This is a genomic window from Pseudomonas sp. SDO5522_S412 (genome assembly GCF_054071215.1).
Genome location: NZ_JBSVWQ010000001.1, coordinates 156,361 through 177,360 on the forward strand (window position 1 = coordinate 156,361; position 21,000 = coordinate 177,360).

Annotated in this window: 13 protein-coding genes and 2 pseudogenes; 5 read left to right on the forward strand and 10 right to left on the reverse strand. The window is 62.2% G+C overall.

What is annotated here, in order from left to right; translation table 11 throughout:
* Positions 1 to 48 precede the first annotated feature (48 nt).
* From ACW9I6_RS00665 to ACW9I6_RS00675, 3 genes and pseudogenes are all read left to right on the forward strand, one after another.
* Positions 49 to 5,793: a membrane-targeted effector domain-containing toxin gene (locus tag ACW9I6_RS00665; protein ID WP_457338687.1), complete on the forward strand. Its 5,745-nt coding sequence runs from the start codon at positions 49 to 51 to the stop codon at positions 5,791 to 5,793.
* Positions 5,794 to 6,010: 217 nt separating this feature from the next.
* Positions 6,011 to 7,042, forward strand: a pseudogene (locus ACW9I6_RS00670) (methyl-accepting chemotaxis protein); the annotation flags it as partial.
* Positions 7,043 to 7,300: 258 nt separating this feature from the next.
* Positions 7,301 to 7,897, forward strand: a pseudogene (locus ACW9I6_RS00675) (methyl-accepting chemotaxis protein); the annotation flags it as partial.
* 651 nt (positions 7,898 to 8,548) lie between these two features.
* Here ACW9I6_RS00675 and ACW9I6_RS00680 read toward each other — a convergent pair.
* Genes ACW9I6_RS00680 through ACW9I6_RS00695 form a run of 4 tightly spaced genes read right to left on the reverse strand, consistent with a single transcriptional unit; the run spans position 8,549 to position 12,691 of the window.
* Positions 8,549 to 8,917 carry a glyoxalase superfamily protein gene (locus ACW9I6_RS00680; RefSeq protein ID WP_177021603.1) on the reverse strand — a complete coding sequence of 123 codons (369 nt, stop codon included), beginning with the start codon at positions 8,915 to 8,917 and terminating at the stop codon, positions 8,549 to 8,551.
* 29 nt (positions 8,918 to 8,946) lie between these two features.
* A complete protein-coding gene (locus ACW9I6_RS00685; RefSeq protein ID WP_457338688.1) occupies positions 8,947 to 10,410 on the reverse strand; it encodes an N-acyl-D-amino-acid deacylase family protein in 1,464 nt (487 codons plus the stop codon).
* 1 nt (position 10,411) lies between these two features.
* Positions 10,412 to 11,272 carry a MurR/RpiR family transcriptional regulator gene (locus tag ACW9I6_RS00690; RefSeq protein WP_102368042.1) on the reverse strand — a complete coding sequence of 287 codons (861 nt, stop codon included), beginning with the start codon at positions 11,270 to 11,272 and terminating at the stop codon, positions 10,412 to 10,414.
* A 15-nt stretch (positions 11,273 to 11,287) separates the two neighbouring features.
* Positions 11,288 to 12,691 carry a GntT/GntP/DsdX family permease gene (locus ACW9I6_RS00695; RefSeq protein WP_017478510.1) on the reverse strand — a complete coding sequence of 468 codons (1,404 nt, stop codon included), beginning with the start codon at positions 12,689 to 12,691 and terminating at the stop codon, positions 11,288 to 11,290.
* Between the two features lie 193 nt (positions 12,692 to 12,884).
* Between ACW9I6_RS00695 and ACW9I6_RS00700 the strand changes: the two genes are divergently transcribed.
* On the forward strand, positions 12,885 to 13,277 hold the full coding sequence (locus ACW9I6_RS00700; protein ID WP_457338689.1) for a lysozyme inhibitor LprI family protein: 393 nt from the start codon (positions 12,885 to 12,887) through the stop codon (positions 13,275 to 13,277).
* A gap of 129 nt (positions 13,278 to 13,406) precedes the next feature.
* On the opposite strand, the gene ACW9I6_RS00705 is transcribed toward ACW9I6_RS00700, so the two are convergent.
* The 5 genes from ACW9I6_RS00705 to ACW9I6_RS00725 all read right to left on the reverse strand — a co-directional run bounded on the left by ACW9I6_RS00705 (position 13,407) and on the right by ACW9I6_RS00725 (position 18,468).
* Complete coding sequence (locus ACW9I6_RS00705; protein WP_177021606.1) at positions 13,407 to 14,852, reverse strand: SulP family inorganic anion transporter; 1,446 nt, start codon at positions 14,850 to 14,852, stop codon at positions 13,407 to 13,409.
* Positions 14,853 to 15,059: 207 nt separating this feature from the next.
* Positions 15,060 to 15,953, reverse strand: coding sequence for an NAD-dependent epimerase/dehydratase family protein (locus ACW9I6_RS00710; protein WP_177047041.1), 894 nt, complete (start codon positions 15,951 to 15,953; stop codon positions 15,060 to 15,062).
* 104 nt (positions 15,954 to 16,057) lie between these two features.
* The gene (locus tag ACW9I6_RS00715; RefSeq protein WP_457338690.1) at positions 16,058 to 16,954 is read right to left on the reverse strand and encodes a LysR substrate-binding domain-containing protein; all 897 of its coding nucleotides are present in this window, start codon (positions 16,952 to 16,954) and stop codon (positions 16,058 to 16,060) included.
* 41 nt (positions 16,955 to 16,995) lie between these two features.
* Entirely contained in the window at positions 16,996 to 17,586 is a 591-nt protein-coding gene (locus tag ACW9I6_RS00720) for an NAD(P)H-dependent oxidoreductase (RefSeq protein WP_008436691.1), read from the reverse strand.
* Between the two features lie 117 nt (positions 17,587 to 17,703).
* Positions 17,704 to 18,468, reverse strand: coding sequence for a sulfite exporter TauE/SafE family protein (locus tag ACW9I6_RS00725; protein ID WP_457338691.1), 765 nt, complete (start codon positions 18,466 to 18,468; stop codon positions 17,704 to 17,706).
* A 180-nt stretch (positions 18,469 to 18,648) separates the two neighbouring features.
* Here ACW9I6_RS00725 and ACW9I6_RS00730 point away from each other — a divergent pair, with 180 nt between their 5' ends.
* Complete coding sequence (locus ACW9I6_RS00730) at positions 18,649 to 19,545, forward strand: LysR substrate-binding domain-containing protein (RefSeq protein ID WP_457338692.1); 897 nt, start codon at positions 18,649 to 18,651, stop codon at positions 19,543 to 19,545.
* Here the strand turns inward: ACW9I6_RS00730 and ACW9I6_RS00735 are convergent.
* On the reverse strand, positions 19,491 to 20,897 hold the full coding sequence (locus tag ACW9I6_RS00735) for an amino acid permease (RefSeq protein ID WP_177122305.1): 1,407 nt from the start codon (positions 20,895 to 20,897) through the stop codon (positions 19,491 to 19,493). The two genes, ACW9I6_RS00730 and ACW9I6_RS00735, sit on opposite strands and share 55 nt — an antisense overlap.
* Between the last annotated feature and the right edge of the window lie 103 nt (positions 20,898 to 21,000).

Below are 21,000 nucleotides of genomic sequence, written 5' to 3' on the forward strand. Positions count from 1 at the left end.
GCCGAGACTGCGCACCCTCAGGGACCATTGACTCCCTGAGGACCGGCCATGCCCGCCCAGCCCCCGAACACATCACCACTTACCCCGGAACAACTGAACGGCTACCTGCTGCAAATCGGTCATCGTCTACAGATTTTCCCCAACGGCCACGCACCGGCAGCGCAGTCTTCTACCGAGTTGCTGGAGGTGCAGGCATTGCACACCGCCCTGGCAGAAGAAAGCCGCTGGAGCCTGCAGAACGCACAAGTGCATTACACCGTCCCCGGCGACTGGCTGATCCAGGGCGAGCCCGGCCGGTTGAACCGCACGCGCATCAGCCAGGCATTGCACAAGAAGCTGGCCGCCCTGGAAATCGAACGGCGGCCCAACGGCCATTTACGCAAGAACTGGATACTCGACAGCCATCAGCCGATGCTGGACGCCGAGGCCAGGATGAAGGTCAAGGATCGCCTGCTCAGCCCCGCCGACCAGCTGCTGGTGACGAATATCGTCAGCGGTCCCGAGCTGCGCCCGGGTATCCATCGCCTGACGTTTCGCTACCGCCAGCAGACCATCGAGTTCGCCGGGGCGTTCGTCCTCACCCGCAGCCAAACACCGGCCACCCACCTGGAAATCGAGGACGGTGATGTGTTGCTGTTCACCCCTTCCCGAGGCCTGGAGGCTTTCACCTCGCTCAAACACCTGGATCGCACGCTGCAAGAGCGCATGAAGCAGGCGGCCTGGCGTCAGGAACTGCTGCAACACTTGCCGCGCCGTTACCAGCACTTGCGCGCGGCGAGTATCTGGCCGCTGGTGCCAGAGCCTATCGACAGCCTCCCGCTGAACGAACACACCTACAACGCCCTGCAGGACAAACAACATCAGGACATCGCGTTTGCCCTTGGCCTGGACGGCCATCCAGCACCGACAGACGTTGCCAGAATGACCCTCGAACTGGACCAGGCGCTGCGCTGCTCGCCTTGGGACCTGGCCTCGCGCCTGGAACTGCGCGCGCAACAGTTACTGGAAAAACTGCTCCACGAATCCGCTCCCGACTGGTACCGCAGCGCCAATGAGGCCCAGCGCAAAACCCTCGCCGAACACCTGCGCACCTATGAACACCTCAGCCTGCAAGTGCTGGCGCTGCTCGGCCCGGCGGCCTCGCCGGAGGCCATGGCGCGCCTGCAATTGCTTGAGCACCTGGACGACGACCTGGATATCCAGGGCCTGATCCCCGAGCAACTGCAGATCAGCACTGAGCGCACCCTTAAGTCGGGCAACTCGTACAACCAGCACAACAACCTGGTGCAACTGGCGGTACGTGGCTTGCACCGTGGCGATGAACACGCCGGTTCCGAGTTTCTCGAGCACACCCAACTGACCTACGCCCAGCAGCCATTGCCGCCCGAGTTCCAGGACGTCACCCCGGCTTACCTCGCCGAGCTGCTGGCCAAGGTTCAACCAAGCCTGACCTTCGCCGAAGAACAAAAGCGCGCCCACAGTTTGCCCGCCGTACAGGAAGCCATGCAGCAGATGCTCGACAGCCGCCTGCACGCGCTGGCCTACAGTGCGTCGTTGCAAAACCATATCAGTGCAGATGACTACGCACTGCTGCAAACCTTGAGTGAAGGCCCCTCGCCCACACTCACTGCCTGCTGCCTGTTCCTGCACAAGGCTCCGCTCAAGGACCTGTGGGTGCTGCGCCAGACCGATGCAACGGGCGCGGTCAAACGCTTGCTGCTGTGCACGCCTCACGCGCCACGCGCCGAACAGTTCCAGGCCTTTGGCAGCGAGCGGGAATTGCAGGCGCATATCCTCGGCTGGAGCCAGGAGATAGCGTCCGCTCCCGATTCGCGCAGCATGAAAGACTACCTGCTTGAACAGTTGGTCAGCCGGATCCGGCCCAAATACAGCGCGATGCTTTCCGCCCTGGGTTTTACCCCGGCCAGCCTTGAGTATTTGATGATCAGTTTCGGCGCGCCCTCCACCTATGAGGCCTGCCTGGTGGAAATGAGCACCACGACGCTGGCCATGCAGGCCGATGAATACCTGTATCAGATGCCAAAGTGGCTGAGCCAGGCATCGGCAGCCGACCGACAGAAACTCGCCGATCTCAAGGAACAGGCACTGGGCGCGGCACAGGCCTACGCCGCAAGCCCGGGTAGCCCACAACAGTTTCTCGACTTCGACAGTTACTTGCACAAGGCGGCAAAAGCCGCCCTCAACCAACTGCTCGGCAACCCGATCCCGGCGGTAGACCCAAACCTCGTAGGCGTGATCACCCCTCGCGAACGCGTCAGCTACACCACGCTGTACCGCAACGGCTACGACGCCAGCCTGGGCTTTATCAACCCCGACGCCAGCACCACCGCGCAGTTCAAGGGACCGCCCGGCGTCGACCTGAGTCGACTCACCGCGCAAACGGTGAGCAACTCGGTCAGAGGTACCTGGATCGGTGACCGCTATGTCGCCGAGGTCGAGAAAACCCTGTTGGACCCGCAAGGCCCCCACTATGCATGGCGCCGCAATATGGCCCTGGAGGTTGCCCAACTGCACATGCACGTCGCTGCGCTTGAGTGCTGCCTGCAAGGCTGCCTGGCAACAAGCGACCTGGCCTGGCTGGAAAAAAGCATCGACAGCCTAGCCGATAACAGCGATGCCGTGCGCAATCGGTATCGGCTCTATCCCCTGCACATCAGCGGCCAAGTGATCGATGGCTGCTACCTGTTCCACCACGCCAACGACCTGCCCCTGCTCTACACCCCGCACGCACCGGATGGCATCGCCTTCAGGCCGCAACGGGAATTCAACGAACGCCTGAAAAACCTTGAAGGCATGGACACCTACTACATCAGCCGGGTCGCCAGCGTTGAGCGCGCGGCGTTCGAGCCGAGGTTGCATGCGTTGGTGGCCGGCCTGCCGGCACAGCTCAAGGGGCTGTATTCCAAGCCGGTGTTCGACGAAGTGCCTCGCACCGCACTGCCGCTGAAGAACCTGCATTACCACACCTACGACAAAAAGCTGCGTCACCGTATCGACGAAGTCAAAAGCACCACCACCGGGCGCTTGCAGATGATCATGGAACTGGTCAGCGTGATCGGCGAAATCACCATTGCCGTGCTGACCGCGCCCTTCCCGGCACTGAGCCTGGCCTTGGGCGGCTTGCTGGTGTTCAAGGATTCGATGCTCGCCCTGCATGCCTACAGCCGCAACGACACCGCCGCCGCGCTGGGACACTATCTGGGTGCGCTGCTCAATGCCGGCGGGACGTTGTTGACCGACCTGCGGCCCCTGCTGTTCGCCCCCGTCAAGCTCGCCCGTCCGCCGTTGCGCCATATTGCCCGGGTGACCAAGGACCAACAGGCCATGAGCTTGATCAAGCAACTGCAACCGCAACCCCCATTGCCCCAGGGCATGCAGCCCGTGCTGTTCGCCGGCGACAGCCTGTGGGCCTCGCACACCCCGGACAGCCTGGGGCGATTCCTGTTGTTTCGCTACGACAACACCAGCGGGCAATTGCGCTCCACCGGCAAGCTGGTGAACCAGACGGTGGACGGCCAGTGGCAGCGCTCCGGTGTCATCGGTGGCATGCCTGGCCCTGAAAGACTCGGCCAGCCCTATGAGTTGTCGGAAAAGTTTCGTCGCGACGTATCGGCTGTCATCGCCCCCGAGGACCGGTCGGCGCTGTTCCTGCAGATCGCCTACCTGGATCGTGACCTCAATACCCACAGCATCTGGATCTCGCGTCGGCAACTCGCCCCGGCACTCAAACAGCACCTGGACAATGTCAGGGCCCTGACGGATGACGCCGACGCGTTTTTTGCACGGTTGCCCGCCGTGGTTCCCCGGGCCGAAACCCTGAACCCGGCGCCAGACATCGCCCTGCGTGATTTGCTTAAGCTGCTGATCGATGACGCGCACAACCTGGTGGTAGGCGAGGCACCGTTTTCCACCGTGGCTAAACAGGTGCTGATCGAAAACATGCAGTACCTGCGCGAACTGAACGTGACGGTTCTCTATATCGAGCCGCTGTGGCGCGACATTCATCACCTGAAAACCCACTCACGGTTTTCCAGTGGTTTCTCCAAACGGGCCGAGGGCCAGCTCAAATCCATCGACAAGGAAAATTACCGCGACCCCGACGGGTTGCACGGCCACTGGATGCTGGTAAACACCGCGCAACAGCACGGGATTGAGGTTCGGCCGTTGAACGCCTCAAGCTCCTACGACCTGGAAAACACCCTGTGCCTGTTTGATTCACGCCCGGCACCGATTCGCGCCAACCGGCTGACCAACTTTTACTCCCACACCCTCATCAACGACGACCAGGCGAAAAAACCGGGCGAGCGCTGGATAGCGTTGGTTGATCAAAAACGCATGAGTACCTACCGCGGCACGCCGGGCCTGGCCGACCTGCAAAAGAGCATTGCCCTGCGGGTCGACGACGCCTTCGACCAACCCACCCGAGTCATCGCGGATGTGGCCGGCGGCATTCCCGGCGATGCCCTGGCCAAGGGCGACCTGAAGCTGTCGTTGCACACGGCACGCCAACCGGCGCCGCACCCGGGGCCCTCGGTGGAGCGCTCACACGCGCTACGGCCAACGCGCCCTCTGCCTGTTGAGGCGCCGCGCCACTTCAGCACCTTTGACCTGCCCCATGAACACCTGGGCCTGATCAGCGAGGAAATCACCTTGCCGATTGGCACGCGTGAAGCGCTCTTCGCCACCGCCTACAGGGAGACCGCCAGCAGCCGTCGCGCGGCGCAAACCACCTTCGACCAGACCCGCAAAAAACTTCAGGATCAGGCCCAGGCGTTTTTTACCGAACACACACCGCCTGCTCGGGGAGCACTGCCTGCGGTCGACCCGGCCCTGGATGAGGCGAAATTTATCGATCAACTGCTGGACACCGCCGATGGCCTGGTAGTCGGCGAAGCCCACGCCGGTACGTCGAGCAAAGGCTTCCTCAGCCGGCACATGGAATACCTGAAGGGCCCGCGAGAAGTGAAAACCCTGTACATGGAGCAACTCACCACCGAGCTGCATCAGGCCGACCTGGATATCGTCCACAGCCTGGGCTTTATGCCAGATGAACTGTGGAGCTACCTCAACGCATTGGACAAAGGCCACGGCGTACCGGCCGACAGCCCCTACGGTTTTGTCAGCCTGGTGCAGGTGGCGATGAAGCATAACGTGCGGATCCGCGCACTCGACTGTGTCGCCAGCTTGCGGGTGGACGGCATGCCCGCCTCCAGGACATCAATGTTCAACTACTTTGCGACCCAGGTGATCCGCGCCGACCAGCTTCAACAGGGGCCACACAAGTGGGTCGCACTGGTGGGCGAAACGCACGCCAATACCCATCGCGGCGTGCCGGGCATTGCCGAGCTCAACAACGGCATCAGTCTGCTGCTGGACGATGTACCTCCCGGCTCGGCCAGCGGCTTTGTGCGTGAGCCCGCCAGCGTCCAGGCGCTGCCGCGCGAGCAGCAATGGCCACTGGTGCGCTACGACTTCAAGAAAAACGTCGAAGTCGCCGGTGCGCCATTGCCGCTACCTGCCACGCCCGCACCACCCCTCAGCCTCGAACAACGCCTGCGGCGCAAAGGCGACTATCTGCTTCAGCGCACCCTGGACGATGGGTTGGAGATGGTCCATAAAAACCGCGACGGCGTACTGGTCCACACCGCGTTGCAGCAGGATGCCAGGGGGCACTTCGTCAATCGCTGGAACCTGGATGACCGCCGTTTCAGCAGCAGGGAAGCGTTGATCGACATCATCACCACCAGCAAAAGAATGCGCCAAGTCCACTGATCCTCGCACCGCCCTCTGCATGAGGGCGGCGCGACCGCTCGTCGCTCACGTTCCATAAATCCTGCCCTCACGAAAAAACCGTTTCAGCTCTCGCCAGGGCTGCCGATACCTCCTGACTACCCATCGGCTGGTCGCTACTTCCAGCAACCGGATGTACCCGCAAATCTGTTCCTGGAGGAATGCGATGAATAGTTGGTTCGGCAACATCAGCGTCAACATGAAACTGGGCCTGGGCTTCGGCCTGGTACTGGTCCTCACCTCGATCCTCGCGCTCACCGGCTGGACCAGCCTGGGCGGCCTGATCGACCGCAGCAACTGGATGAGCGACATCACCCAGCTCAACGCTTCGCTGACCAAGTTGCGCATCGTGCGCCTGCAATACATGTTGGCCAACGGCGACGAAGCCGTGGCGCAAAACGTGCAGACCAACCTCGACGGTTTTGTCGCCCAGCAACAGAAGCTGCTGGACAGCTTCAAGAGCCCGGACAACCTCAAGCTGCTCAATGAGCAAAAAGCGATCATCACCGCTTACCAGCAGTCCTTGAACAAAATGCGCGAGGCCTATCGCAACGGTAACGCCGCGCGCCAGGTCATGGGCGACAAGGCTGACATCGCCAATGCGCAGATCAGTGCCCTGGACGCCAGCGTGCGGCAGATGCCCGAGAGCACCGAGCGCTTTGCCCAGTTCGAGGCCGTGACCAGCGCCAAGGAACAGTTCCAGTTGGCCCGCTACGAAGTGCGCGGCTACACCGGTAACGTCAACGCCGAGACTGAAGCCCGCGCCGCCGCGCAGATCGAGAAAGCCATCGACGGTCTGAAAGGCCTGCACGCAGCGTTTGGCGCCAGCCAACAGCCTGCACTGACAGCCCTGGAAACCGCCCTCGGTGCTTATCGCAGCGCGGTGCAGAACTACAAGGCGGCCAACGCCAACATCGTCTCGGCCCGGGCAGAAATGACCACCCAGGGCACCGACATTGTCACCATCAGCGACAAGCTGTACGACATCCAGCTGCAACGCCGCGACGCCGAAAGCGCCCAGGCCCGCAGCCTGCAACTGATCAGCACATTGCTGGCCTTGCTGGTGGGCATCGTGGCTGCGGTGATCATCACCCGCCAGATCACCCGCCCACTGCGCGAGACCCTCGCCGTGGTGGAGCGCATCGCTTCCGGCGACCTGAGCCATAACATCCAGGTGACCCGCCGCGACGAACTCGGCGTGTTGCAGCAAGGCATCCAGCGCATGGGCACTACCCTGCGTGAACTGATCAGCGGCATCCGTGACGGCGTGACCCAGATCGCCAGCGCCGCCGAAGAGCTGTCGGCCGTGACCGAACAGACCAGTGCCGGGGTCAACAGCCAGAAGATCGAGACCGATCAAGTGGCCACCGCCATGCACGAAATGACTGCCACCGTGCAGGAAGTCGCACGCAACGCCGAACAAGCGTCCCAGGCTGCCTCGGCCGCCGACGGTGAAGCCCGTGCCGGTGACAAGGTGGTGGCCGAAGCCATCGCCCAGATCGAACGCCTGGCAGCTGAAGTGGCACGCTCCACCGACGCCATGACGCACCTGCAACAAGAGAGCAACAAGATCGGCAGCGTGATGGACGTGATCAAGGCCGTGGCCGAGCAGACCAACCTGCTGGCGCTCAACGCCGCCATCGAAGCCGCCCGTGCCGGTGAAGCCGGTCGGGGTTTTGCGGTGGTCGCCGATGAGGTGCGCGGCCTGGCACAGCGCACCCAGAAATCCACCGAAGAAATCGAAGGCCTGGTGGCCGGTTTGCAGAACGGCACCCAGCAAGTGGCCGCCGTGATGAACAACAGCCGCAGCCTCACCGACAGCAGCGTCGAACTGACGCGCAAGGCCGGTGTGTCACTGGAAAACATCACCCGTACGGTGTCGAATATCCAGTCGATGAACCAGCAGATCGCCGCAGCCGCCGAGCAGCAGAGTGCCGTGGCGGAAGAGATCAGCCGCAGTATCGTGAATGTGCGGGACGTGTCGGAGCAGACGGCAGCGGCCAGCGATGAAACGGCCAAGTCGAGTGTGGAACTGGCGCGTTTGGGCGGGCAGTTGCAGCAGATGGTCAGCCATTTCCGGGTGTAGATCCCAGGCACAAAAAAGCCGCCCCGGTCGAAACCGGGGCGGCCCACTTCTCAGACCTTAACGGTCATCAAAGCTGTCCCGCAGGAATTTCCACACGTGATAAACACGCAGGGAGTTCACTACGAGGTCCCACGTACGTCGTGCAAACTTGGACATACTCGGCCCTCCATCAGTTGGGCCTACCTCCAGCGCACTTACCGGAACACGTGAGCCTTCGGACGCAGGTCAATGCTTCCAGTGAGGCGGCCGGGCTTTGGGTCCTCCCGCATGAATCCGGCACGGATTACTAGCCCGTGGCGTTCGGTCCATAAATTCGCGCGCGTACCCAGCCCACCTACAAACGACATACACAGAACGGGGGCGATACTAACCAACATCCCGCTCAAAGGTGTGACTTGGGAGAACTAATCCACCGGTAACGCTCCAAGAATTTATTGCCAGTTTTTGCAGTCGTCCTTAAATAGCGTAGATCTCAAAGAACTGAAAACACCGAGTGTCACCAGGCCTTGCGTGATGCCTGAACCGACAGTAGTATCCGGTCAGCAGGTCAATGCTTCCGGTGAGGCGCAACCCCAGCCGCGAACTGGGATTGCAATAAAAAACCGCCCTACTAAGGCGGTTTTTTATTGCCTGCGATTTATGCGCGCAGCCTCAGCTGCTGACTTCTTCAACAAACACCAACCGGTTCCCAGACGGGTCGCTGATGCTCATCTCGCGGCTGCCCCACGGCGTGTCTTCAATACCGGGCTTGGCGTTGCGGTAATTCCTGGCCAGCAATTGTTGCTGGTACGCTTCCAACCCTTGAGCCTGAATCCGCACCGCCGCACCTGGCGTGCAGTCGCCATGGTGCTCGGACAAGTGCAGCACGCAGTCCCCCAGCGACACCTGCAGGTACAGCGGAAAGTTGTCTTCAAACCGGTGCTGCCAATCGACCTTGAACCCCAGGAAGTCGACGTAGAACTCCAACGTTTTGGCCTCGTCGAAACTGCGCAAGATGGGGGTGACTTTTCCTAAGTGCATGGCGATTGCTCCGTATTTGAGAGCGGCCACTATACGGCCGCAAATCCCTTTCGCAAATCCCCACTGCGCGCCAGGAATCGTCCGGACCGCTGCCCATTGGCCTGCCCGTCTCTGTAGCTGAGCACGCCATTGACCCACACACCGTCAATCCCTTCCGCCGCGCGCTGCGGCTCTTTGAAGTCCGCCACATCCCGCACCCGCAACGGATCAAACAGCACCAGATCGGCCCAGTGTCCTTCACGGATTTCACCGCGCCCGGCCAGGCCAAAGCGCGCCGCCGACAGTCCGGTCATCTTGTGCACGGCGGTGTGCAGCGGGAACAAGCCAAGGTCCCGGCTGAAATGCCCCAGTACCCGGGGAAACGCGCCCCACAGACGTGGATGAGGAAACGGATCTTCCGGCAAACCATCCGAGCCAATCATCGACAGCGGATGTGCCAGGATGCGCTGCACGTCGGTCTCGTCCATGCCGTAATACACCGCCCCGGCGGGTTGCAGGCGGCGGGCGGCGTCCATCAGCGGCACCGCCCACTCGGCGGCGATATCCTGCAGATCCCGCCCGCCCATTTCCGGATGCGGCGCAGACCAGGTGATGGTGATGCGAAACGCATCGGTGACTTGCTTGAGGTCCAGGGTCGAAGAGCTGGCCGCATACGGGTAGCAATCGCAGCCCACCGGGTGGGTCTTCGCCGCGTGTTCCAGCGAGGCCAACAACTGCGGACTGCGCCCCCAGTTACCGGCGCCCGCGCACTTGAGGTGGGAAATGATCACCGGCGCCTTGGCATGCCGGCCGATCAGAAAAGCCTCGTCCATCGCCTCCAGCACCGGTTCGAATTCGCTGCGCAAATGGGTGGTGTACACCGCGCCATACGCCGTCAGTTCTTCACTCAACTGCAGCACTTCATCGGTCTCGGCGTTGAAGGCGCTCGCGTATGCAAGCCCGGTGGATAAACCCAGGGCACCGTCCGCCAGACTCTCCTGCAACTGCACGCGCATCGCGGTGATTTCACCCGGCGTGGCGGTACGGTGCAGGTCGTCCATATGGTTGCTGCGCAGCGCGGTGTGGCCGATCAGCGCCGCCACATTGACGGCCGGGTGGGCGTTTTCCACCGCCGCCCGGTAATCGCTGAACCGTGGGTAGGCAAAGGCCTCGGCGGTGCCCAGCAGGTTCATCGGGTCCGGGGGATCAGCCTGCAAGCTCACGGGCGAGGCGCTGATGCCGCAGTTGCCGACGATCACCGTGGTCACCCCCTGGCTGAGCTTGGGCAGCATCTGCGGGTGACGGATCACCACCGTGTCGTCGTGGGTGTGCACGTCGATAAACCCCGGCGCCAATACGCGCCCGGTGGCGTCGATTTCATGCTCGGCGCTGTCCCGGGACAGGTCGCCGATCTTCTCGATACGGCCCTCGTGCACTGCCACATCGGCGACATAGCCGGGGGTGTTGCTGCCATCAATGATCAGCGCCTGGCGGATCAGCGTGTGGTACTTCATCTCAATCTCCAAGCGGCAGGCTGTCAGGGCCGCCGCGATAATCGTCCAGGGCCAGCTTGATCCGTCGCAGGCGTTCCTGGTTGTCGTCCGGCATGGCCAAGGCCAGCTCGGTAGCGAGCACGTCGATGGCCAACAGCATTCCGTAGCGCGCCGCCGTTGGCTTGTAGATAAAACTGGTTTCGGCCGGTTGCAGCGGCAGCAGCACGTCGGCCAACTGCGCCAGCGGTGAATCCGGCAGGGTGATGGCGATGATTTTTGCGCCGTAGTTGCGTGCCAGCGCCACCACGCCCAATACCTCCGGGGTGATGCCGGTCAGCGAGCAGACGATCAGCGCATGCTCCGGGCCCAAGGTGGCGGCGGTCACGCGCATCATCACCGGGTCGTGGCAGGCGTTGATCGAGTAGCCCAGGCGCACCAGGCGCACTTGCAACTCGTCGCTGCACAGGCTCGACGGCCCGCCCATGCCGAACGCGTGGATCATCCGCGCATTGCCCAGCAGGCTCACGGCGTCGACAAAGCTGCGCTGGTTGAAACCGGACAGGTGCCGGCGCAACGTCGCCTCGATATCGCTGAGAATCTGCCGGTGGAACGCCGACTGCTCCGGCAGGCCCGCCGGGTCGAGGAAACGGCTGCCGACACCGCTGGCCTGGGCCAGTTGCAGGCGCAGGTCACGCAGGTCGCGGCAGCCGACGCTGCGGGCAAAACGCGACAAGGTGGCGGTGCTGACCTCGGCCCGTTGGGACAACTCTTCCAGGCTGGCGGACGCTGCGAAACCGACGTCATCAAGCATCAACTTGGCGATACGCCCTTCGCCGGCGCTGAAGGAATCCTGGCGGGCGCGGATCTGGTAGAGGATGTCCATCGGTTCGGCTCCGGGTTACAAGATGCAGGACAAACCATAAGTCAGACCGAAGGCGACCACCGAAATCAGGGTCTCCAGCACGGTCCAGGTCTTGAAGGTCTGGATCACCGTCATATTGAAGTATTCCTTGATCAGCCAGAAGCCGCCGTCGTTCACGTGGGAAAAGATTACCGAACCCGCGCCGGTGGCCAGCACCAGCAATTCCGGGTGTGGATAACCCAGGCCCATCGCAACCGGTGCGACCACGCCTGAGGCCGTGGTCATGGCCACGGTGGCCGAGCCGGTGGCGATGCGCATCAGCGCGGCGAACAGCCAGCCCATCACCAAAGGCGACAGGTTGAAGGCGTGGGCCAGGCCGAGGATCTCATTGGTGACCCCGGCGTCCACCAGAATCCGGTTAAGCCCGCCGCCCGCGCCCACCAGCAAGGTGATGCTGGCCGTTGGTGCCAGGCATTCGTTGGTGAACTTGAGGATCGATTCGCGGTTGAAGCCCTGGGCCAGGCCCAGCGTCCAGAAGCTCACCAGGGTCGCCACCAGCAGCGCAATCACCGAGTTACCGATAAACAACAGGAACTGGTTAAAGGCGGTGCCCGGTGTGGAAATCAGGTTGGCCCAGCCGCCGATCATCATCAGCACCACCGGTAACAGGATGGTGCCCATGGTCAGGGCGAAACTCGGCAGGCGGGTGCGCGGCTCGCGGTCGATGAACTGGCGTTCCAGCGGGTTTTCCGCAGGCAGGTGAATGTGCGGCACGATAAATTTGGCGTACAGCGGGCCGGCAATGATCGCGGTGGGTATGCCGATCAAAATCGCATACAGCACCGTCTGCCCGACCGAGGCGTTATAGGCCAGCACCGCCATCATCGCCGCCGGATGCGGCGGCACCAGCGCATGCACCACCGACAAGCCCGCCACCATCGGCAGGCCGACCATCAGGATCGACACGCCCACCCGCCGCGCCACGGTAAACGCGATCGGCACCAGCAACACAAAACCGACCTCGAAAAACAGCGGCAGCCCCACCAGGAACGCGATACACACCATTGCCCAGTGCGCGTTACGCTCGCCGAACCGGTTGATCAGCGTGCGCGCCACCTGCTCGGCGCCACCGGACTCGGCCATCATCTTGCCGAGCATGGTGCCCAGCGCGACCACCAGCGCAATATGCCCCAGCGTCTTGCCGACGCCCGCCTCGTAGGAGCCCATGATCGTATCCGCCGGCATCCCGGCCAACAGCGCCAGGCCTATAGACACCAGGGTGATGACGATAAACGGGTTGAGCCGGTAACGCGCGATCAATACGATCAATGCAATGATGGCGATGGCGGCGTAGATCAACAGCCAATACCCCGGTGATGCGGCCATGCGGTACTCCTCGGAAAGGGTCACGTCGAATAGGTTGTGAAAGTCATAAATCATTACCGAGGTGTATTTTCAATTTTTATGAAAGTAATTTTCGCCCACAGACAAGCCCTGTCGCGCAGGGATATGCCCAGGGTCAGTGGATGAAAATTCGGGGGGCGTTCTTACATGAAGATCGCCGGGGCTGGAAACTCAACTGCGCAGGCCGAGTCTTAGACTGCACACCGACTCATGACCAGGAAAACCCAGAATGAATCGTAACCCCCTGCTTGTTCCTTTCGCCGCCGGCGCACTGTTGCTGGCCTTGTGCGGCACGGCTTCGGCCGACGAGAACCCGGCACTGAAAAAATGCATGGACGGTGCCAACACCACCGCCGACATGGTCGATTGCAACGCCAAGGAAACCAAGGTGCAGGACGCGCGCCTGAATACCGCCTACAAAACCGCGCTGACCGCGATGGAAGGCAACCGCAAGCAGCAGTTGCAGGACGTACAGCGCCAGTGGCTCAAGTTTCGCGATGCCAATTGCGGCTTCATCGGCTCGGCCACCGGCGGCACTATTGATCAGGTCAACGGCTCCGGCTGCGTGCTGGACATGACCCAGACCCGCGCCCAGGAACTGGAAAACCTGGTCGGGCCATGATCGTTCCCACGCTCTGCGTGGGAATGCATCCTGTGACGCTCCGCGTCACGATTTTAAGAGCGGACGCGGAGCGTCCAAAGCGGCGTTCCCACGCAGAGCGTGGGAACGATCATTGCGCTTCAACAACGGTCAGTCGTGCTGCACCCGGGCCCGCTTGAGCAGTTTGCGGCAGCGCTCGGACAGGTGCAGCACCCGCAAATGCTTGCCGGCCTTGGTGTAGCGCTCGCGCAAGGTCATCAACGCAGCAATCGCTGAATAGTCGACGAAGCTCAAGTGACGGCAATCCAGCGTCACCTGGGCCGGGTCGTTGGCCGGATCGAAGCGATTCAAAAACGGCGTGGTCGAGGCAAAAAACAGCGTGCCGTGCACCCGATAGAGTTTGCTGCCGTCCGCTTCCATATGTTCATCCGCGTACAACTCGCGCGCTTGCTGCCAGGCGAAGTTCAGCGCCGCAATCACAATCCCGCACAGCACCGCCGTCGCCAGGTCGGTGAACACGGTAATCACCGTCACCGCCATGATCACCAGCACGTCGTTGAGCGGCACCTTGTTGATCACCCGCAACGAAGCCCAGGCAAACGTCTGCTGGGACACCACAAACATCACCCCCACCAGCGCCGCCAGCGGAATGCGCTCGATCAGCGGTGACAGAAACAGAATGAACAGCAGGATCATCACCCCGGCAAATACCCCGGAGAAGCGCCCGCGCCCGCCGGAGCTGAGGTTGATCACGGTTTGCCCGATCATCGCGCAGCCGCCCATGCCGCCGAACAGGCCCGAGACCATGTTGGCGGCACCCAAGGCCACGCTTTCGCGGTCCGGGTAGCCGCGGGTTTCGGTGATTTCGTCGGTGAGGTTGAGGGTCAGCAGGGTTTCCAGCAGGCCGACCATGGCCATCAGGATCGCGTAGGGCGCGATAATGTGCAGGGTTTCGAGGGTCCAGGGAATCTGTGGCAGCGCGAAGGTCGGCAGGCCGCCGGCGATGTGGGCCATGTCGCCCAGGGTGCGGGTCGGCAGGCCGAGCAGGTACACCGCCAGGCCAACGCCGAGGATCGCCACCAGGGCTGGCGGTACCGCGCGGGTCAGGCGCGGCAGCAGGTAGACGGTGGCCATGGTTGCCGCGACCAGCCCGGTCATTACGTACAGCGGCGTGCCGCTGAGCCAGGTGTCACCGCTTTTGAAATGCTCCAGCTGCGCCAAGGCAATGATGATCGCCAGGCCGTTGACGAACCCGAGCATCACCGGGTGCGGCACCATGCGCACCAGCTTGCCCAGGCGCAACAGGCCGAAGGCGACCATGATCAACCCGCCCAGTAATACCGTGGCCAACAGATACTGCACGCCGTGCTGCACCACCAGCGCGACGATCACCACCGCCATCGAGCCGGCGGCCCCGGAGACCATGCCAGGCCGGCCGCCGAACAGCGCGGTGAGGGTGCAGATGATGAATGCGCCGTAGAGGCCCATCAGCGGGTTGAGATGAGCCACCAGGGCAAAGGCGATGCATTCGGGCAGCAAGGCAAAAGACGTGGTGAGTCCGGCCAGGGCATCGGCGCGCAGACGGGTGAGGTTCATTGAAGTACCGGGGAGTTGCGAGGGATAAGGCGGGGGATGGTACGGAATTGGGCGGGGTGGGGCTAGTGTTGGGTAAGACCGTTGGACCGAGTCGCCCCTTTCGTGAGCAAGCCCGCTCCCACATTTGACCGCATTCCAAAGTTGGAACTCGGTTAAGTGTGGGAGCGGGCTTGCTCGCGAAGGGCTCGCCTCGGTCTCAAGCGAACATCACACCATCTCGTTGCGAATCCACTCCACTACGGAGGTCCGCTTCGGCGCCCATCCCAGCAATTCCCGAGCATGCTTGCCGCGCACCCGGCTGTTGGAGCCCAGGCCGTAGTTGGCCATTTCATAACCCCACTCGGCCTCGGCATCCGCCAATGGCCAATCCTGTGGTTTACCCAGCTTCAGCGCTTCGGCAATCGCGGTGGTCATGTCGACAAACGCCGCTTCGCCACTCTCCACAAAGTAGAAAGTGCCCGGCACATTCTTTTCCAGGGCCAGCAGGTACAACGCAACCACGTCTTCAATGTGCACGTTGGACCAGATGTTCTGCCCGGTGCCCACATGCCGCACTACACCGCTTTTGCGTGCCTGCTTGAGCAAGCGTGGCAATTGCACGCTGTCGCGCTTGACGCCCAGGCTGTGACCGTAGATCAGGGTGTTGCAGATCACTGCCGAGTTCACGCCATCTTTGGCGGCAGCCAGGATCAGGTTGTCGATGGCCACGCGAGCAGCCTTGTCGACAGTCGGCGCCGGCAGGTTGTCTTCAAAGTAGATGACATCGCTGGACTTACCGCCCGACGCATCGCCAACGATGCTCGAACCGCTGGTGTGCAGGAAGGTTTTGTTGGAACCGCGCAGCGCGGCCAGCAAGGTTTCCACGGCGCCGCGATGGTCGCTGCTGGCGGCGTTGATCACCGCGTCAGCTTTCTTCGCCTGTTCGGTCAAGAGCGTGTTGTCATCCAGCGTGCCGATTACCGGCGTGATGCCCAGTGCAGTCATTTCCGCAGCCTGTTCGGTGCTGCGCACCAGGCCGGTGACATTATGGCCGGCCTTGACCAGGCCAGTGGCGATGGAACCGCCGATAAAACCGGCAGCGCCGGTGATGAATACGTTCATGGAGGTGTCTCCCTGCGTGAGTAATTGATGGACTCAGTATTGCGGACCTATCCATTCCGAATAAGTCCGTATTGCCCAATTCAATCTTGCGCAGAGGTCACGAATCAGCTGGCGTAGCTGGCCAGCTTGCCCTGGATAAAGTCCAGGAAGCACTGGATGCGCAAGGCCAATTGCGAGTTGCGGTAGTACACCGCATTGATCGGTTGACGATAGCCGCTGTTGAACTCGGCCAGCACCGGTATCAGGCGCCCGGTCTTGATGTCCTGGGCGGTCATGAAGTCCGATAAACAGGTGATGCCCTGCCCTTCCAGCGCCAGCTGGCGCAAGGTTTCACCGCTGGAAGCGGCAACGCCAGGCTGGATTTGCCAGCGATCGCCGTGCACATGGCGCAACGGCCAGTGGTTGAGGGTTTCGGTCTGGGTGAAGCCGAGCAAAGTGTATTCGGCCAGTTCGGCAACGGTAGTGGGCGTGCCGTGCTGTTCCAGGTACGCCGGGCTGGCGAGGATATGCAGCGGGCTGCAACCCAGTGAGCGGGCGTGCAACGTCGAGTCGGCCAGGGCGCCGATGCGAATCGCGATGTCGGTGCTCTGTTCCAGCAGGTCGATGATCAGGTCGTTGCTGTTCAGTTCCAGCTGGATATCCGGGTACAGGCCACGAAACTCGGCGATGTACGGCACGATCGCATGCAGCATGAACGGCGACGCCGCGTTGATCCGCAGGCGCCCCGACGGGGTTTGCTGGCGCGACGACAGGCGTTCTTCCAGGTCGTCCATCTGCTCGAGGATCACCTTGGCCCGCTCGAAGAAATACTTGCCCTCTTCGGTCAGGTCCATGCGCCGGGTGGTGCGGTTGATCAGGGTGGTGTCGAGCTTGGCTTCCAGGCGCGACAAGGTGCGGCTGACCGCCGACGGCGTCTGCCCGACCTGCTCGGCTGCGGCGGAAATCGACCCGCATTCAATCACGCAGACGAAGATCTGTAGCTCATCGGATCGGGCTTTCAACGTGAATCCTCTTTATAGCGGCTGCACGGATACTAGCCGCATTACAGACTCAGGTTAAACACCTGTGCCAGATGCTGTTCATAACGCGCCACGTCGGCTTCGATGGCCGGGCGTTTCATCACGTCCACGCAGAGGAAGGTCGGCAGGCCGGTCATGCCAAGGAACTCGTTGGCCTTGTGGAACGGGAAATACACCGCGTCCACGCCCTTGGCTTCGAAGAAGTCGGTGGGGTCGTCGAACGCTTGCTGGGGAGCGTTCCAGGTCAGGGACAGCATGTATTGCTTGCCCTGGATCAGGCCGCCGCTGCCGTATTTCTGCGACGAGTCGGAGCGGGTGCGGCCGTCGCTGGCGTACAGGCTGCCGTGGCCTTCGGTGAAAACTTCATCGATGTACTTCTTGACGATCCACGGAGCGCCCATCCACCAGCCGGGCATCTGGTAGATGATCACGTCGGCCCAGAGGAATTTGGCGACTTCTTCGGCCACGTCGTAGCCGGCGTCGATGTGGGTTTCCTTGACGTCGATGCCGCCACGGTCCAGTACCGCCAGGGCGGCTTCATGCAGGGTGCTGTTGTAGCGACCGTCGGAATGGGCGAATTTCTTACCGCCGTTGAGCAGGAGTACTTTTTTCATAGGGGGTGCCTAAAGATTAAAAATGTCTGAAGGCAGGGTAACGGGGTCGGTGCTTTGGAATAAGCGTCCCGGCGGCAAAATACATTTGACCAAGGCGCACGAATCAACGGCATATTGTTAACCACTGATCAGCAGATGACCTCCCAGCGCGGCCATGCCGATAAAGAACACCCGCTTGAACAGCACGGCACTGATGCGCTGGCGCAGGGCCTGGCCCAGCCACATCCCGAGCAGCGCGGGAACCAGCGCCAACAACGAGGAGTTCAATTCACCGCCGCCCAGGCTGCCACGCCAGAACAGCCCGGCTGCCAGCGCCAGGGTCGACACGGTGAACGACAGCCCCAACGCTTGCACCAGCTGATCGCGGTTCAAGCCCAACGCTTGCAGATACGGCACCGCCGGTATCACAAACACCCCGGTGGCCGAGGTGATCACCCCGGTCAGCACGCCGCATAGCGGGCCCAGCCAACGCTCGGTGGCCGGGCTTACCTTGAACGTCGGCAGCAACAGCCCGCTCAAGGCATACACCAGCAGCGCGCCGCCCAACGCCCGCACCACCCAATGCCCGCCATCCATGCCCAGCCACAACGAGCCCAGCCCGGTGCCGAGGAAAATCAGCAGGAGCATCGGCCACAGGCGTTTGATCAACGCGCTCAGGTGACCGCCGAAGGCCAGTTGCCAGAGGTTGGTGACGGTGGACGGGATGATCAGCAACGCCGCAGCCTGCGCCGGCAACATAGCCAGGCCGAGCATGCCCATGGCGACGGTGGGCAGGCCCAGGCCGATGACGCCCTTGACCGTACCGGCCAGCAGGAAGGTGCCGATCACCAGCAATGTCAGGGCCGGGCCGAGGTTTTGGTAGAACGCGAGGAAAGTATTCATGGGCCGATTTTGCAGGTTTGGGTGATGTCTGAAAATTCGCCATATACTGAGGCAGCCTCTTGTTTTGCATGAGGCTGATGACGTCATCGCAGGCAAGCCAGCTCCCACAGTTGACCGCATTCCAATGTGGGAGCGGGCTTGCCCGCGATGAGGCCTGCACAGCCACCCTGGACTCTCGCCATGCACTTTGACCTGATCGACCTGCGCCTGTACCTGCACATCCTCGACACCGGCAATATCACCGCCGGCGCCGGCCGCAGCCATTTGTCCCTGGCGGCGGCCAGTGCGCGGATCCGGGCGATGGAAGCCTCGCTGGGCATTGAGTTCCTGGAACGTGGCCGCCGTGGCGTCACCCCGACTGCTGCGGGTAAAGCCCTCGCCCGTCATGCCCGCCTGCTGTTGCAGCAAGCCGATCACCTGCAGCAAGACCTCGCGGGATACGCCAACGGCGTCAAAGGCCAGGTGCGCCTGCTGTGCAACACCACCGCCCTGAGCGAATACCTGCCGGAACTGTTGGCGGACTTTCTGCACGAGCACCCCAACCTCGACATCGACCTGCAGGAACTGCCAAGCCTGCGCATCACCCACGCCTTGCGCCAGGGCGCGGCAGACCTGGGGATTATTTCCGACGCAGTAGATACCCACGGCCTGCAAACCCTGCCCTTTCGCGACGACCCGCTGGTGCTGATCATGCCGCTGGATCACCCGCTGGCCGGGCGCACCGTGAGTTTTATCGACAGCTTGCAGCACGACTACGTGGGCCTGGCCGCCGACAGCGCGCTGGCGGTGTACCTGGAGGAACAGGCATTGCACGCAGGCTTTCGCTTGCAGACACGCATCCGCGCAGATGGGTTTGACGGGCTGATTCGCATGGTCGCCCGGGGCGCCGGGCTGGGGATCGTGCCCCTGGCGGCGCTGGAGCGCTGGCCGTTGGAGCGGCGCTTCAAGGCCCAACCCCTGAGCGAGGATTGGGCCTGTCGCAAACTGCTGTTATGCGCCCGCGAGTTCGAGCAATTGCCGGGTTATGCCAAAGCCTTGTTCGATGCCTTGGCCGCGCCCTTGCGGAAGAATACGTAGTACACCGCCGACAGAATCAGCAGGAACGGCACCCCGAACACCAGCGTCATCTTGAACGCATCGGTGAAGAACGTGGTGATCATCACCGCGCCCATCAGCACCAGGCCCAGCAGCGTGCTGTAGGGAAACAGCGCCAGCTGGAACGACAGCTTCGCCCCGCCGTGACGCTTGCGGTAGCGGCGGAAAAACAGGTGCGTGAGGAAGATCATGAACCAGGTGAAGATCGCGCCAAACATCGAGATCGCCATCATCAGGGTGAACGAGCTTTCCGGGTACACCACGTTCAGCAGGGTCGCCAGGGCAATGCCCGAGCTGGACAGCAACAAGGCGTTCAACGGGATCCCGCTCTTGCTCAAGGCGCCCATGGACTTGGGTGCAAAACCGGCGCGCGACAGGCTGAACATCATGCGGGTGGTGATGTAGAGCTGGCTGTTCATCGCCGACAGCGCAGCGATCAGGATCACGAAGTTCATCACCCCGGTGGCGCCGGGAATGCCGATGGTCTGCATCACCGTGACGAACGGGCTCTGGGCGTGGCCAGCCTGGTTCCACGGCACGATGGCCAACATCAGCGCCAGGGTCAGCAGGTAGAACACCACCAGCCGCACGATGGTCGCGCGGAAGGCTTTTTTCACCGCCTGCTCCGGGTCGGCCGCTTCACCGGCGGCCACCGCGATCATTTCCACGCTCAGGTAACTGAAGATCGAGACGATCACCGCGATCCACATGCCGCTCAACCCGTTCGGGAAAAAGCCGCCGTGGGCCGCGTAGTTCTGCACGCCGTAATCCGGATTGCCGGAGCCGAACACCACGTACACCGCGAGGATGATGAAGCCGACAATCGCGCTGATCTTGATCGTGGAAAACCAGTACTCGAAGTTGCCGAAGGTCTTGACGCTGATGGCGTTGAGTACGATCAGCACGCTGGAAAACGAGACGATCCACACCCATTCCGGCACGTTGGCAAACCAGTACTTCATGTACATCGCCACCGCCGTGACCTCGGCGCCCACCGCCAGCACAATCGCCGCCCAGTACGCATAACGCACCAGGAAACCGGCCAGCGGGCTGACGTAAAATTCGGCATACGCGCCGAAGGAGCCCGAGGTGGAATGCGCCACGGTCATCTCCGCCAGGCAGCCCATCAACAGCAAAGTGATCAGCGCACCGATGGCATAGCTGACCAGCACGCTGGGCCCGGCATAGCCGATGGCGTAGGCGCTGCCCATGAACAGCCCGGTGCCGATGGCGCCACCGATGGCGATCATGCTCATCTGGCCGGAAGTGAGCTGGCGCCTGAGGCCCAGTTCGCGATTGGTGATTTCGGCAAAGCCTTGGTCTGGCGTGGTCACGTGGCGTGCCCCTTTATTATTGTGATTGCACTGCTTTCTGGTTGAAACACTGTCCCCTGTGGGAGCGGGCTTGCTCGCGAATGCGGTGTGCAAGTCAATACAT